General features: G+C 63.0%; 12 protein-coding genes. 9 read left to right on the top strand and 3 right to left on the bottom strand.

Going from position 1 to position 14,404, the window contains the following annotated elements; genetic code table 11:
• Positions 1–2: 2 nt before the first annotated feature.
• Together B2828_RS10735 and B2828_RS10740 are read right to left on the bottom strand one after the other, a co-directional pair.
• Complete coding sequence (locus B2828_RS10735) at positions 3–1,088, bottom strand: uroporphyrinogen decarboxylase family protein (protein WP_479633738.1); 1,086 nt, start codon at positions 1,086–1,088, stop codon at positions 3–5.
• Positions 1,085–1,750 (bottom strand): corrinoid protein, encoded by a 666-nt coding sequence (locus tag B2828_RS10740; protein WP_479633739.1) that lies wholly within the window; start codon positions 1,748–1,750, stop codon positions 1,085–1,087. Before B2828_RS10740 ends, B2828_RS10735 begins: the two co-directional genes overlap by 4 nt.
• A 389-nt stretch (positions 1,751–2,139) precedes the next feature.
• On the opposite strand from B2828_RS10740, the gene B2828_RS10745 reads away from it, so the two are divergent.
• The 7 genes from B2828_RS10745 (at position 2,140) to B2828_RS10775 (ending at position 9,570) form a co-directional block, all read left to right on the top strand.
• On the top strand, positions 2,140–3,258 hold the full coding sequence (locus B2828_RS10745; protein WP_479633740.1) for an ABC transporter substrate-binding protein: 1,119 nt from the start codon (positions 2,140–2,142) through the stop codon (positions 3,256–3,258).
• A 72-nt stretch (positions 3,259–3,330) separates the two neighbouring features.
• Positions 3,331–4,182, top strand: a complete 852-nt coding sequence (locus tag B2828_RS10750; RefSeq protein ID WP_479633741.1) for an ABC transporter ATP-binding protein — start codon at positions 3,331–3,333, stop codon at positions 4,180–4,182.
• A complete protein-coding gene (locus tag B2828_RS10755) occupies positions 4,179–5,045 on the top strand; it encodes an ABC transporter permease (protein ID WP_479633742.1) in 867 nt (288 codons plus the stop codon). Before B2828_RS10750 ends, B2828_RS10755 begins: the two co-directional genes overlap by 4 nt.
• Entirely contained in the window at positions 5,042–6,094 is a 1,053-nt protein-coding gene (locus B2828_RS10760) for a uroporphyrinogen decarboxylase family protein (protein WP_479633743.1), read from the top strand. Before B2828_RS10755 ends, B2828_RS10760 begins: the two co-directional genes overlap by 4 nt.
• 6 nt (positions 6,095–6,100) lie before the next feature.
• Complete coding sequence (locus B2828_RS10765; RefSeq protein ID WP_479633744.1) at positions 6,101–6,754, top strand: DUF1847 domain-containing protein; 654 nt, start codon at positions 6,101–6,103, stop codon at positions 6,752–6,754.
• A gap of 99 nt (positions 6,755–6,853) precedes the next feature.
• Complete coding sequence (locus tag B2828_RS10770) at positions 6,854–8,248, top strand: FAD-binding oxidoreductase (protein ID WP_479633745.1); 1,395 nt, start codon at positions 6,854–6,856, stop codon at positions 8,246–8,248.
• A complete protein-coding gene (locus B2828_RS10775) occupies positions 8,245–9,570 on the top strand; it encodes a (Fe-S)-binding protein (protein WP_479633746.1) in 1,326 nt (441 codons plus the stop codon). The genes B2828_RS10770 and B2828_RS10775 overlap by 4 nt, the downstream gene beginning before the upstream one ends.
• Positions 9,571–9,578: 8 nt before the next feature.
• On the opposite strand, the gene B2828_RS10780 is transcribed toward B2828_RS10775, so the two are convergent.
• A complete protein-coding gene (locus tag B2828_RS10780; protein ID WP_479633747.1) occupies positions 9,579–11,966 on the bottom strand; it encodes a glycoside hydrolase family 95 protein in 2,388 nt (795 codons plus the stop codon).
• A 97-nt stretch (positions 11,967–12,063) separates the two neighbouring features.
• Here B2828_RS10780 and B2828_RS10785 point away from each other — a divergent pair, with 97 nt between their 5' ends.
• Positions 12,064–12,615, top strand: coding sequence for a nucleoside 2-deoxyribosyltransferase (locus B2828_RS10785; RefSeq protein ID WP_479633748.1), 552 nt, complete (start codon positions 12,064–12,066; stop codon positions 12,613–12,615).
• A 59-nt stretch (positions 12,616–12,674) separates the two neighbouring features.
• Entirely contained in the window at positions 12,675–14,396 is a 1,722-nt protein-coding gene (locus B2828_RS10790) for a SulP family inorganic anion transporter (protein WP_479633749.1), read from the top strand.
• Positions 14,397–14,404: the final 8 nt, after the last annotated feature.

The raw sequence follows: 14,404 nt of genomic DNA on the forward strand, positions 1-14,404 counted from the left end.
TATTATTCGTATTGACCGTAGAGGCGGCCCGCTTCGACCATTGTTTTGGCGCTGAGCAGGTTGCCATGGGGTGGAAATTCGCAGCCGGTGGAGAGAATGAAGCCCCCGTCGGCCACCTTGAACGTCTCGATGTGTTCGCGGCTGAGTTCCCGCACGCCCTCCTGCGAGAGAACGTGGCCCACCTGGGCCGGATCGACGCCGCCGATGGTGACGACTTTCTTGCCCCAGTTCTCGGCATGCTCGGTCCAGCTTTTGGACCCATAGGCCGGGTAGGCATGGGAGATGCCGACCGGGTTGATGTTCTCGATCACCTTGTCGAAGTACACGCCGTCGCCGCAGTTGTGCACGATCACGGCCGCCCCTGCCTCGCGCACCGCGTCGGCAATCGCGCCGACGAACGGGCCCTCGAAACGGTTCCAGGTCTCCTTTTTCAGAATGGTGGCCGAGGAATAGAGCGGATCGATCACGATGGCGTGGGCTCCCGCGCGAACCTGCGCCACGGCGTAGTCGATGAGCGTGAGGTTGATCGTCTGCACCGCCTCCAGCACGCGCGCGGGGTGGCGGATGAGGTCTTTAAATAGCTCGGCATGGCCGCGAATCTGCGAAAGCACGCCCAGCGGTCCGTAGACAAAGCCCATGACCGGCACCGTCTGGCCGCGTGCTTTTGCAAGGCCGTGGACGATATCGATGACCGTTTTCATCCGGCGCGTTTTGGTCGGATCGACGCGCTTGATTTTGTCGTAATCGTCGGCGGATTTGAGGTACTGATCATCGAAGTCGGGATACGCCGTGCCGTTCTCCGGGAAGATGAGCTTCTGGCCGAAATCCTCCGCCTCGACGGAGAGATCCACCAGCGTCAGGAAGCCGTCGAAGCCGATCAAGTCTTGCGCGGCGACGAGGCTGGCCGTGGCCGCCTCGGCATCCTGGGACCACCGGGCGTAGCTGATGCCGGTGACGCGTCGGGATGCGCCGCAGACGAGCGGGGCCACGGGAACGCGGTCGGGTTTCTTGTATTGAAGGGCGAGCACCACGCGCTCCAGCGAGGAGAGCTGATCTTTCTTCGGGACGGGTCGGGTTGCCGTGCTCACGCTGCTACCTCCTTGCGCTTTTCGAGGAGTTGCTTGGCGAGGTAGACCGCGTGCGAAGCCTTGGAGCCGTAGCCGTCGGCGCCGATCTTGTCGGCATAGGATTGCGAAATGGGCGCGCCGCCGATGATGACGATAAATTCCTCGCGGATGCCTTCCTGGTTCAGGATGCGGATGACCTCGGCCATGCCTTCCATGGTGGTGGTCATCAGCGTGCCGATGGCGATGATTTCCGCGCCGACTTCCTTGGCCCGGTCCACGAAGGTCTGCGGCGGCACGTCGCGGCCCAGGTCGATCACCTCGAAGCCGCCCACGTCGAGCATCAGGCGCACGAGGTTCTTGCCAATGTCGTGGGTGTCCCCCTGGATGACGCCGATGACGACTTTGGCTTTGTGAGCCTCGCCGCTGCGCTTGACGTGCGGCTTGAGGATGTCGAGCCCGGCGTACATGGCGTCGGCGGCGATCAGCAGCTCGGGGATGAAGTAGACCTCCTCATCGAAAAGCTTGCCCGCGCGGTCCACTCCGGCCACCAGGCCCTGTTCAATGGTTTCCCATGCGTCGTAACCCTTTTCAACGGCTTCGCGCGCCAAGGCCGCGGTTTGCTCTTCGTCCAGATCGTTTACGGCGGTGGCCAGTTTTTCGTAAAATTCTTGCTGAGTACTCATACTCGATAAGTTGGTCTCTCGGCGAGCGAAGAACCGGCCGCCGCCCGAGAGGGGTTTTATAGTGGTTTAGTGTTGGTGAGGCCGCCTCCGGTGGTGCTGTTGGGCGGTGCAAGTCCTTTTAGATAGAGTTAAACCGATCCAGTATTCTGGTTTGAAAACGATGTATACCTACTTAGTGGGTGTATGAAAGGTATTTCTTTTTGTTTTTCGGTCGTTTTTGCCTGGACAGAAATAGCACCCACCAAGTAAGTAGGTGTAAATACAAACCAGACGACTGGATTAGCGACAACCAAGACTGACCCTGCGGATCAGACAGACTGAAGGCGGGGGGAAAGAAAAACAAAAAACCGATCGGCGGGCCCCTCGCAAGGCCCGGCTGATGATTGCTCATGAAAACCAAATTTGTACTCAGCACCCTTGCGGCCCTCGCCGCGGGGCTTCAATTCGCCGCTGTCGTCCATGCTGACGAAGTGGTCCGGGTCGGCCATCTGCCGGTCACGGGACATGCGAAATTTTTCATCGCCAAGGAAGAGGGCTTCTTTAAGGAGGAAGGCCTGGACGTCCAGCTCGTCGAGTTCGCCAACTCGGCTGACGGCCTGGCGGCGCTGCGCGGTGGCAAGCTCGACCTCGGCGCGTTCGGGACCACGGCCCCGCTGCTCCATATTTCCAAGGGAGCCGAGATCAGGATCATCGGCGGCGTTATGGGCGAGGATGCGGCGATCATCACGACGCCGGAAAATGCCGCTTCGGTCCAGAAGATCACTGATTTGAAGGGCAAAAAGCTGGCGACGGTGCGCCTGGCCACGGGCGACGCCGTGGTGCGCGGCGCGCTGGATGCCGCCGGGGTGGACTGGAAAAAGGACGTGCAGATTTTCGAGCTAAAGAACCCGCCCGCCGTGTTGGAAGCCGTGAAGTCCGGCCAGGTGGACGCCGGGCTCATCTGGGGGCCGTTTGATTTCAAGGCCGAGGAACAGGGGCTGAAGGTAACCATCCGCAGCCATGCGCTCCAGCCGGGCCACCCGTGCTGCCGCCTGACCATCAACGCCAAGGACGCCGAAACGCGCCCCGAGGTGTGGACCAAATTCATCCACGCCTTCCTGAAAGCGGAGAAATTCGCACAGGATAACCATGAGAAGACGCTCGATGATATTCAGAAATACTTGAAGCTCGACCGTGCGCTGATCGAAAAGGCCTACTACGACGGCTACCTCGACCAGGCGTCGGACCCGAACGTCGATGGCGTAGTCTCCTTCTGGAAGACGATGCTCAAGAGCGGTTTCGCGGAATCCAATCTCGATATCCGCAGCTTCATCACCACGAAGTTCTACGAGCAGGCGCTCAATCAACTGGCCAAGGAGCAGCCCAACGAACCTTTCTGGCAGCAGCGGCTCAAGACTTTCACCGACCGCGATAACCTCGCGAAGCCCCTGGCCGCGACCAAGGCGGACGACGGCTGGGTAAAGGTCGCCGCCACCAAGGCGCCGCAGGCCGAGTGCTGCCACCAGTAGATCTTTGGGCCACGGATGGGCTGCCGCGGTAATCCCGTTTTGCCGCGGCACCCATCGACTTTTTTTTAAGACATGACGCTTACGGATACTCCAACAAAGAATTCCGCGCCCGGCCGGGGCCTTGAAGTTCAAGGGCTTCGTTTCGGCTACAACGGAACAACGATTCTTTCCGAGGTTGACCTGGCCATCCACGAGGGGGAATTTATCAGCCTCCTGGGGCCGAGTGGCTGCGGCAAGACGACCCTTTTGCGCATCCTGGCTGGCCTGGAAACGCCGGGCGCAGGGGCGGTTTCATGGAAAGGGAAGGCGATCACCGGCCCCTCGCTGGAACGGGGCGTGGTCTTCCAGGACTACTCGCTCTTTCCCTGGATGAGCCTGCTGCAAAACATCACGCTCGCCATCGCGAAAGCGCAGCCCGGGATCAGCGCCAAATGGCGCAGGCAGCTGGCCGAGGATTATCTCGAAATGGTCGGCTTGGCCGGTGCGGCGCGGAAGTATCCCCTGGAGCTCTCCGGCGGCATGCAGCAGCGTGGGGCGATTGCCCGGACGCTGGCGGTGGGCTCGCCGGTGCTGCTGATGGACGAGCCCTTCGGGGCGCTGGACCCGGTGAACCGGGCCCGGTTACAGGATTTGCTGCTGGAGGTCTGGTCGGGAACGACCGCGCGCAAGACGGTGGTTTTCGTAACGCACGATGTGGAGGAGGCGCTTTATCTTTCGGACCGCGTCATCATGCTCGGGTCTTCGCCCGGGCGGGTGATCCACGAATTGCGCGTTCCCTTCGGGCGGCCCCGCGTGCGCCGCGATCTGGTCGGCTCGGACGAGTTCACCCGCCTGCGCGCCGACATCGACGCCCGGTTCCGTCGCGATGTGATCGAGCGGATCGAGGCCGACTCCACCGTTAACAGTGAAGGAGAGGGAGTATGAGTTCTACATTTTCACCCGAGGCCTCGCTGAATGGGGCCTCGTCGATTGCCGGGGAAGCGGCCACGGCTGGAGCCGTGAAGGTTCAGGGGCATCAGCGGCAGGGGCGGGTGTTTTCGCCATTACGCTTTCTCGTGGGCAAGGAGGGGATCCTCTTTTTGCTGGCCCTGGTGGCGCTTTGGCAGGTGGTCAGCGGGCTTCATTTCCGAGGCGGCTACCTGTTCCCGTCGCCGCTGGTAACGGCCCAGGCGCTGCAAAAATCGCTGCCGGAATTGCTCAAGGGCACGGTTTCTTCGTTCCTGATCTTGATTCCCGGGCTGCTGCTGGCCATTGCGCTGGGGATTTTCTGGGGGCTCTTGGTGGGGACTACCCCGTTTTTGAGCCGGATGTTCTCGCCCTTTGCGCGCTTCGCCTCGCCGGTGCCGCCGACGATCTACGTCCCCTACGCCATCGCGCTCTTGCCGACCTTCCAGACGGCGGCCGGGTTCGTGGTGTTTATCGGGGCGTTCTGGCCGGTATTCTTGAATACCGTGGCGGGGGCTTCGTCGCTGCAACAGCGTTACCGGGACAGCGCGCGCATCCTTGGGCTGGGGCGTGTGGAGTACTTGGTGCGCATTGTTTTCCCGGCCGCGCTGCCGCATATTTTCTCCGGCATCAGCGTGGGTCTGGTGTTCGCGTTCATCCTTTTGACGGTCGCCGAACTCTTTGGGGCCAATGCCGGGCTCGGGCGCTTCATTCAACTTTATGCCGACTACGCGGAGTACCCGCGCATGGTGGCGGGTATCCTTTACACCGGCGTGGTGGTCTTGATTGTTACGGAAATTGTCGAACAGATTAAGCGCCGGGCGCTATTCTGGGTAAAATGAGTAAAGATAAATTGACTCCGTTGGAACGCTTCGCGGCCTATGGCGCGGGGCGGCCGATCGATCGCCTGCCTTGTGTGCCCATTGTCGGCAACACAGCGGCCCGCGTGATCGGCGTTAAAGTTTCGGAATTTCGCGGAAATGGCAAGCTGATCGCCGATGCGCAGATCGCCGCCTATCGCCGCTTCGGGTACGACGTGATCCGGATCTTCACGGATCTCTACACGTTGGCCGAGGCGATGGGGGCGCGCGTACACTACCCCGAGGACGAGACGGCTTACCTCGAAGCGCCCGCGATCGAATCCGTGGAAGAGATCGGCGCGCTGAAGGTGGTCGATCCCTTCAAAGACGGCGCTCTGCCGCAGCATCTCTACGCCATGGAGCGAACACTCAAGGAGGTGGGCAAGGAAGTGGTCGTCAACGGCGCGCTGACGGGGCCGTTCACGAATGCCTCGTTTTTGATCGGCACGGAAACGCTCGTGCGCCTGCTGATCAAGAACCCGAAGGCGGTCCATGCCGTTTGCGAAGTCGCCTTCCAAAGCACGCTCGCCTACGCCAAGGCCATCATCGACATCGGCTGTACGCCGAGCCTCACGGACGCCATGTGCTCGTCCACGGTGATCAGCCCGCGGCAGTTCCGCGAATTCGGCGCGCCCTATTTGAAGCGCCTCGTGGATTATATCCACAGCCGGGGCCGCGCGGTGACGCTGCATATTTGCGGCAAGACGTCGCCGATCTGGGATGCGATGGTCGATACCGGGGCCGACTGCCTTTCCCTCGACAACGCGGCTGACCTCGGCGAAGCCAAGCTGAAGGTCGGCGACCGGGTGCGGCTCATGGGCAATATCCCGCCCTCCGAAGTGGTCCTGCAAGGCACCCCGGAGGACGTGCGCCAGGCCGTTTACCAGGTCGTGCGCAAGGCCCATGACAACCCCCGGGGGCTCATCGTCGCCTCCGGATGCAGCCTGCCGGTGGAGACGCCCTTTGCCAATATCGACGCCATGCTCGATGCCGTACGCGAAATCGGCTGGCCCATTTCCTCTTCGCTTTGATTTTTTATGCCTAAGAAAAACCTCACTTGTTCCGATTGCGGCACGCTGAACTGCTACCGCCGGGAGAAACAATTTCCACCCTTCTGCCAGACGCTGACCGCCCCGCCCCAGCTCCTCAAAAAAACCGTGGCGCGCTACCGGGGCCGGGGCTTGGACGCCCGCATGGCCCGGGCTGCGGCGGAGGTGGAGGGGACCTATTACGGCAAGCTGACGCGCGTGGAGGAGATCATCGCCTTTGCCAACCGCCTCGGTGCGAAGAAGATCGGCATCGCCACATGCATTGGCCTGAGCGCCGAGACCAAGGTGTTCGTCAAAATCCTGGAAACCCACGGGCTCCAGGCGCACACGGTGCTTTGCAAAGTCGGCTCGGTGGACAAAACCGAGATCGGCATCCCCGAGAACCTCAAGGTTAAGCCCGGCTGCCAGGAGTCGGCGTGCAACCCGATCCTTCAGGCGGAGCTGCTCAACGCGCAAAAGACCGATCTCAACGTCGTCGTCGGCCTCTGCGTCGGGCACGATTCGCTCTTTATCAAGCACTCCAACGCTCCGGTAACGACCCTTATTACCAAAGACCGGGTACTCGGGCACAACCCGGCGGCGGCGCTCTACACGAGCAATTTCTACTACACGCGCCTCTTTGACGGCTCGAAAAAACTGTAACTGGTTGCGTGATACCGATGGGCACATCCCGAGGAAGCGGGGTGTGCCCTTTTTTTCGGAGGTTGAAAAGGGGAGGGGTTCGGGCGTAGGTTTTCCCGCATGCTCCCGCCTTTAGTTCCCGGATTGGAAGAAATCGTCGGCAAAGAGAACGTCCTCTGGAATGCCGTCGACCTGACTGCGTACAGCTACGACGCGACAGCTGACCAGCCTCGGCAAACTCCTGACGTCGTGGTGTTTCCGACAACCGCCGAAGCCGTCCAAAAGATCGTCCACTTCGCCCGGGAACAGAAAACGCCCCTCTACCCGCGCGGCTCCGGGACGAACCTAAGCGGCGGCACCATTCCCCTGCGCAAGGGGATCGTCATTTCGTTCCAGAAGATGAACAAGATCCTGGAAATCGACGCCGAGAACCTGACGGCCACCGTCCAGCCGGGTGTCGTCATCGCTGATCTGAACGCAGCGGTGGCTCCCTTCGGTCTTATTTACCCGCCGGACCCGGGAACCGTCAGCACGGCCACGATGGGCGGTTCGGCGGCGGAGAACTCGGGCGGCCTGCGGGGGCTCAAGTACGGCGTCACGAAGCACTACGTGATGGGCATGGAGGTCGTGCTCGCTAACGGTTCGGCGGTTCGCTTTGGCGGGAAAACGGTCAAAAACGTTACGGCGTATGATTTTTCCAGCCTCTTCGTGGGCTCCGAAGGGACGCTCGGCATGATGACGGAGCTGACCGTCAAGCTGATCCCCGCTCCGAAGGCCCACCGGACTATGACAGCGGTCTTCAAGACGCTGGAGGACGCGGGCAATACCGTGGCGGGCATCATTAAGGCAAAGGTGATCCCGGCGACGCTGGAGATCATGGACCAGATGACCATCCGCACGGTGGAGAATTTTTCCAAAGCGGGCCTGCCTACCGATGCCCGGGCGCTGCTGCTGATCGAAGTGGACGGGATGTCCGAGGACCTCGTGGCACGGGAGGCGGAGGCGGTGGCGGGTGTGGTAAACGCCAACCATGGCGAGCTGAAAACGGCGGCGACCGATGCCGAACGCAATCAGCTCTGGGCGGCGCGGCGCAGTGCGCTTCCTGCCCTGGCTTCACTCAATAATACCGTGGTGCTGGAGGATGCCACCGTTCCGCGCAGCCGGATCACCGACATGCTGGTGGCCTGCGAGGCGATTGGAAAAAAGCACGGGCTCACACTCGGCACCTTCGGCCACGCGGGCGACGGGAACCTGCACCCCACGATCCTTTGCGATAAAAACAACGCAGATGAAATGGCGCGAATGCACCGGGCCGTGGAGGAGATTTTTGACGCCGCGCTCGGCTTCGGCGGGACGCTCTCGGGCGAACACGGCATCGGGATTGCCAAGATGAAGTTCCTCGGCAACGAGCTCGGCCAGAGCGGCCTGGAGCTGCTCCGGAGCGTTAAAGAAGCGCTCGATCCGGATTATTTGCTCAACCCCGGGAAGATGGTTCCCACGAAAGGAAACGCATGAGTACGCCTGAATCGCCCACCGCTTACGACGAGCTCTCCCAGATCCGGCAGGAGACCGACCGGTGCATGAAGTGCGGCAACTGCATGGCGGTCTGCCCCGTCTACGCCACGGAAAAAGTGGAGGCAGGCGTGACCCGGGCCAAGATCGCGGTGGCCGAGGCGGTCTTGAGCGGCGACCTCGCCCTGGACGACCCGAAGGTCTACCGGATGCTCTTCGATTGCCTGGTCTGCAAATCGTGCGCGGCCAACTGCCCGACCCGCGTGAACTTCGGGCGCATCATGCTGGCGCTCCGGGCGGCGCTGGTGCGCAAAAACGGGCTACCCTGGCTTAAGAAGGCGATCTTCTCCACGCTGCGGCACCCGCGGCTTTTTGACGTGGGCATGAAGGCCGGAGCGGTATTCAACGGTCTGGCGTTTCGCGGCGTGAAGGCGAAGGCGGCGATTGCGCCCCGGTCGCCGTTCGCCTGGGCGGGAGGGACCATCGGTTTTGACGGGGAGCGCCTGTTCCCGGAGCTGGCGGTCAAGCCGCTGCGCGACCGCGTGCCTGAGGTGATCTCTGTCCCGGACGCGAAGTTCAAGGTCGCGTTTTTCACAGGCGATTCGCTCAACTACTTTTACCCCGACGCGGGGGCCGACGTGATCGAAGTGCTGACCGCCAACGGCGTCGAGGTGCATATTCCCAAGGGCCAGTCGTGCTGCGGCATTCCCGTGCTGGTGCACGGCGACGTCGAAACGGCGCGGGCCCTGGCGCGCAACAACCTCGACGTGTTCGAAAAATGTGGGGCCGAATACATCATTACTGGCTGCGGATCGTGCGGCGGCGCCTGGCAGCACGACTTCAAAGAGGTCCTGGCGGATGATCCCGTCTACGGCCCCAAGGCCGCCTATTGGGCCGAGCGCACCTATGACATTTCGACGTTCTTGACCGAGGTGGTCCACTTCCGCAAGCCGACGGGCCGCGTCGAGGCTTCCGTGACCTACCATGATTCGTGTCACCTCAAAAAGTCGATGGGCGTATTCCGCGAGCCGCGCGAAATCCTCGGGAGCATCCCGGGGATCACGTTTAAGGAAATGGCGAAGCCCGACGCCTGCTGCGGCAGCGGCGGCTCCTACGTGCTGACGCATTACGAAACGGCCTCCAGCATCGGAAAGCGGAAGGTGGAGGACATTAATCGGACGGGGGCGGAGATCGTTTCCACCGGCTGCCCGGCCTGCATGATGCAGCTCCTGGATAACGTGAACCGCTTCGGCACGGGCCAGCAGACGCGCCACTACATCTCGCTGCTGGCCGAGGCCTATCGCAACGAAAAGGCGGCGTCTTAAGGGCACCCTTAAAAGCTCAGCTCGATTTTTCCGCCTGGTGGAAGTTCGACCTGGCGGAGCGTCTCGCCGTGGCGAACGAGGCAGCGCCCGCCTTTCTCTGATCTGACGGTGCATTGCCTGACGCCGCAGGCCTGCCATGCGAAGCTAAGCTCAAAGCCGCCCCGGGCGCGGAAGCCGCTCATGGAGCCGTCGGGCCAGGCATCCGGGAGGGCCGGGAGCAGGTGAAGCACGGGGAGCGCCTCGCCCGTGCTTCTATCGGGCCGGGTCTCGTGGCTTTGCAGGAGCATTTCGGCAATGGCTGCGGTGCCTCCGAAGTTGCCGTCGATCTGGAAGGGGGGATGGGCGCAGAAGAGGTTTGGGTACGAGCCGCCGCCTTCATAGGCGGTGTCATTACCGTTCTTCGAAGCCTTGTTTACCGGCGTCAGCAGGTTTTTCAAAAGCGTGTGGGCGTGGTTGCCGTCGCCCAGGCGTGCCCAGAGGCAGCACTTCCAGGCCATGCACCAGCCGGTGCCTTCGTCGCCCCGGACTTCGAGCGTTTTACGCAGCGCCTGGGCGAGTTCGGGCGTTTGGCCCGGGGTGATGGTGCTGCCGGGAAAGAGGGCGAAGGCGTGGGAGACGTGCCGGTGCTGGAGATCGACTTCCTCGTATTCCTCGGGCCACTCCAGGAGGCGTCCGTCGCTGCCCACGGCGGGCTTGGGCAGGCGGTCCTGGGCGGCCTGGAGCCGCGCCTGGAATTCGCCGTCTTCGCCGAGCTGGCTCGCCGCGCTTCGGGTGGCCTCAAAGAGCTGGGTGAGGATCTGGCTGTCCATGCTGCTGCCCGCGGAGAGCACGCCGCATTCGCCGTTAGGCAGGCGGTAGAGGTTCTCCGGCGAGGCGGTGGGGGAGACGATCAGGCGGCCCCGGGCGTCTTCGATCAGGAAATCGAGGAAAAACAGGCTGGCGTCTCTGAGGATCGGGTAGGCTTTCTTGAGGAAGGCGAGGTCGCCGCCAAAGCGGTAGTGTTCCCACAGGTGCAGCGAGAGCCAGGCCCCGCCCATGAGCCAGTAGGAGGCGGCGAGGTTGCGGTCGGTGGGGCAGGTGTCGGCCCAGAGGTCGGTGTTGTGGTGGGCCACGAAGCCGCCGCAGCCGTACATTTCCCGGGCGGTTTTGCGGCCGGACTCGGCGACGCGCTCCAGGAGGTCGAAGAGCGGCTGGTGGCATTCCGCCAGGTTGGCGACTTCCACCGGCCAGTAGTTCATCTCGGTGTTGATGTTGATGGTGTACTTGGACCCCCACGCGGGCCAGAACTCCTGGTTCCAGATGCCCTGGAGGTTGGCGGGGAGGCTGCCGGGCCAGCTCGCGGAAATCGTCAGGTAGCGGCCAAAGTTAAAGTAGAGCGCGGCCAGGGCGGGGTCGGTTTCGCCCTCTAGAAGGCGTGCCTGGCGCTGGTCGGTGGGCAGAAGGCTGCTCTCGGTGCTCCCGAGGTCGAGCTGGACGCGGTCGGAGAAGCTCCGGAAGGCGCTCACATGGTCGACCAGCAGCGTGGGCCAGTTTTTGGCGGCTGCGCGCCGGGTTTGTTCGATGCTCTGGGCGGCGGGATCAGCGTGGCGGAAGGTGGTGGCGGCGGCGAAGAGGAGGGTAACGGCGTTGGCGTTTCGCACCACGAGCGTTTCGCCGATGATGAGGGTCTCGCCGCCTTCGGGCAGCGCCTGGAGGTGCGCCGCGAAGCTGACGGCTCCTTCCCCACCGGCTTTCCCTTGGAGCAGCAGGCGGCGGTCGTCGTAGCCCCGGGTGGTATCGGCGTAGCGGGTGGAGTAGCTTTCGCGCGGGCCGCGTTCGATGCGGAGCCGCAGCGAGATGGAGGCGGGGTGGGAGGCTTCCAAGCGGAGGGCGATAACGCCGTCAACGGGGCTGGCAATGTGCGTGCGGGTGTAGTCGATGCCGCCCAGGGTGTAGGCGACTTTGGCGATCCCCTGGGTAAGGTCGAGCTCGCGGGCGTAGTGGGTCAGTAAATGGGCGTCGAACTGGGCCTCTTGATTGGAGGCGGTTTGGTCCAGGTTTGTGGCGTGTACGTCAACTCCGGCGTGTTCGAAGCTGATGAGGAGATCGGCCAGCGGTTCGTAACACCGCATGCTGTCGGGGATGCCGGCCAGGGCGTCGTTGGTGAGCGCGTTGGCTTCCGCGAGCCGTCCCTCGCGCAGGAGTTGCTGGATTTCCGGCAGGTAACGCCGGGCGCTCGGGTTGATTCGGTCGCGGGGACCGCCGTTCCATAGGGTGTCTTCGTTGAGTTGAACGCGCTCGTTGATGACGTTGCCGAAGACCATCGCTCCAAGGCGTCCGTTGCCGATGGGCAGGGCGCGGTTCCAGTCGTGGCCTGCTTCGTTGGCGTACCAGAGGCGAGCGGAAGTTGAATTCATGGGGTGCGATTAAATTTTTCAAACCGATGCCATGCAAGCTTTTCCCGGGGAATGTTACGGGATTCCATTTCCCGGAAAACGAGGCTACGCTGCCGCGATGACGAATCCCTGCCCGCTCGCCCGTGTTTACCTTGCCGGTCCGGATGTTTTTTACCCGGAGCCGATGAAGGCGGCTGCTGAAAAGAAGAAGATCCTCGCCTCAGTGGGGCTGGAGGGGGTGTTCCCCCTGGATCAGGTCATTGATTCGGCGGGGCTATCCCCTGAGGCGCTTGCGCTGCGCATCGGGCAGGCCAATGAGGCGATGATGCGGGGGTGCGATATTGTGATCGCCAATATGGAGCCATGGCACGGGCCGAGCATGGATGTCGGGACGGCTTACGAAATGGGTTACGCTCGGGCGTTGGGGAAAATCGTGCTGGGCTATACGCCGGATCGCCGCCGGTTTTCCGAGCGGGTGCAGGCGTTCCTGGGGGCGCAGGGCGCTCCATGGCCTTTCCAAGTCGAGGATTTTGGGGCGATGGCCGACAATTTAATGATGGTCAATGCCGTGACGGATTCCGGCGGGTCGCTGGAGATCCCGGCGACGTTTGAAGAAGCGGCGCGGCTGGCCCGCAGGCTCTGGGATGAAAAAGCGGCGCGGGGGAAATAAAGCGGCTCTCTTTTTGGTTGGGGCGCTTATATAAAAGGGATTACGTTTCCCTTTGAGCGATGAACGACGAACCCCCGACGCCTTTTCCGATTCCGAGCCGTTGGTTGCGCTGTTTCCCGGGGCTGGCTCTTTTTCGCGGTTATCAGCGCGGCTGGCTTTGGGCTGATATCGTGGCGGGGGTGACGGTTTGTTTGGTGATGATCCCCTCGGTGATCGCCTATGCGGGGCTGATCGGGATCCCGCCGCAGTACGGGCTCTATGCGGCGCTGGTCCCGCTGCTGGTTTACCCGTTTTTTGGCAGTTCGCGCCAGGTGATCGTCGGGCCGGATATCGCTATTTCGCTGCTGATTGCGAGCGCGGTGGGGCCGCTTGCGGGAGGGGACCCGGGGCGGGCGGCGGCGCTTTCGGCGGTGGTGGCGGTGTTGAGCGGAGGGTTCCTGTTCCTAGGGGGCCGGGCGAAATTCGGGGCGGTGGCGGATTTCTTTTCCAAGCCGGTGCTGGTGGGCTACATGACGGGGGCGGCGCTGATTTTGGTGGCCTCGCAGTTGGGGAAGCTCTTTGGGATTGAGCTCAAGCGCATGGATTTCTTCCCGCTGCTCTCGGAGTTGGTGGGGCGGTTGCCCGAGGCTCATGGGCCGACGTTGGCCGTGGGGGCGGGGTTCCTCGGCCTCATGCTCGGGCTGCGGCGCTTTGCCCCGAGGGTCCCGGCGACGCTGGCGGGGTGCGTGGTGGCGATTGCGCTTTCGTGGGCCCTGGGGCTGGAGAAGCACGGGGTGGCTGTGGTGGGGATGGTTCCCCGGGGGCTGCCGGGCTTCGCCTGGCCCGGGGTGACGCTGCGCGATGTGCACGCGCTTTTCCCCGCGTGCATCGGCGTGGCGCTGCTGACGTACACTGAGTGCATCCTGCTGGCCAAGGCGTTCGCGGAGAAAAACCGCTACGGGGTGGATTCGAATCGGGAGTTGACGGCGCTGGGCGTGGCGGATTTGGTGACCGGGCTCTTCCAGGGCTTCGCGGTGACGGGCAGCCAGGCTCGCACGACGCTGAGCGACGCGGCGGGCGGCAAGACGCCGCTGGTCAGCCTTGTGGCGGCGGCGACGCTCGCGCTCTTCCTGCTGTTTCTGACGCCGCTCATCGCTCTGTTGCCGGTGGCCGCCCTGGCGGCGATGCTGATCCACGCCGGGTTCGGCCTGGTGGAGTTCGACGTGATGCGGCGTATTTACCGTTATTACCCGAGGGCCAGTATGCTGGCGGCGCTGACCACGCTCGGGGTGCTGGTGGGCGGGGTGGTGCCCGGGATTCTCCTCGGGGTGACGGTTTCGCTGATCGGCTTGATCAACCGCATTTCGCGGCCCGTGGACGCGGTGTTGCAGGAGGTGCCGGGGCGGGGGTTCCACGACGTGGGGGAGAACTTCACCGGGGAGACGGTCCCCGGGCTCATTGCCTACCGCTTTTATGCGCCGCTGCTTTTTTCCAATGCGGGCTACTTCTGCGAACGCGTGCGGTCGCTGATCGAACAGAGCCCCACGCCGGTGCGCTGGTTTGTTCTCGACGCCCAGGCGGTGACGGATGTGGATGTGACGGCCTCGGAGGCGTTCATGGCCCTGAAGGAGGAGCTGGAGGAAAAGGGGGTCGCGCTCAAAATCGCCCGGGCCAACCGGCCGCTGCGGGAGATTCTCCAGCGCGCCGGGGTGACGCACAATCTGGGCGAGGGGAGCTTTTACCCCTCGGTGCACAAGGCGGTGGCGGCGTTTATGCGGCTCCCGGAAACAACCGGCGCGTAAAGGGAGGA

Source organism: Spartobacteria bacterium UBA695 (assembly GCA_002298145.1).
Lineage (GTDB): Bacteria > Verrucomicrobiota > Verrucomicrobiia > Chthoniobacterales > Chthoniobacteraceae > UBA695.

What these genes read in the sequence shown, in the direction of transcription:
- B2828_RS10740 (WP_479633739.1), bottom strand. Translation starts at nt 1,750, where the DNA reads ATGAGTACTCAGCAAGAATTTTACGAAAAACTGGCCACCGCCGTAAAC.
- B2828_RS10745 (WP_479633740.1), top strand. Translation starts at nt 2,140, where the DNA reads ATGAAAACCAAATTTGTACTCAGCACCCTTGCGGCCCTCGCCGCGGGG.
- B2828_RS10750 (WP_479633741.1), top strand. Translation starts at nt 3,331, where the DNA reads ATGACGCTTACGGATACTCCAACAAAGAATTCCGCGCCCGGCCGGGGC.
- B2828_RS10755 (WP_479633742.1), top strand. Translation starts at nt 4,179, where the DNA reads ATGAGTTCTACATTTTCACCCGAGGCCTCGCTGAATGGGGCCTCGTCG.
- B2828_RS10760 (WP_479633743.1), top strand. Translation starts at nt 5,042, where the DNA reads ATGAGTAAAGATAAATTGACTCCGTTGGAACGCTTCGCGGCCTATGGC.
- B2828_RS10765 (WP_479633744.1), top strand. Translation starts at nt 6,101, where the DNA reads ATGCCTAAGAAAAACCTCACTTGTTCCGATTGCGGCACGCTGAACTGC.
- B2828_RS10770 (WP_479633745.1), top strand. Translation starts at nt 6,854, where the DNA reads ATGCTCCCGCCTTTAGTTCCCGGATTGGAAGAAATCGTCGGCAAAGAG.
- B2828_RS10775 (WP_479633746.1), top strand. Translation starts at nt 8,245, where the DNA reads ATGAGTACGCCTGAATCGCCCACCGCTTACGACGAGCTCTCCCAGATC.
- B2828_RS10780 (WP_479633747.1), bottom strand. Translation starts at nt 11,966, where the DNA reads ATGAATTCAACTTCCGCTCGCCTCTGGTACGCCAACGAAGCAGGCCAC.
- B2828_RS10785 (WP_479633748.1), top strand. Translation starts at nt 12,064, where the DNA reads ATGACGAATCCCTGCCCGCTCGCCCGTGTTTACCTTGCCGGTCCGGAT.
- B2828_RS10790 (WP_479633749.1), top strand. Translation starts at nt 12,675, where the DNA reads ATGAACGACGAACCCCCGACGCCTTTTCCGATTCCGAGCCGTTGGTTG.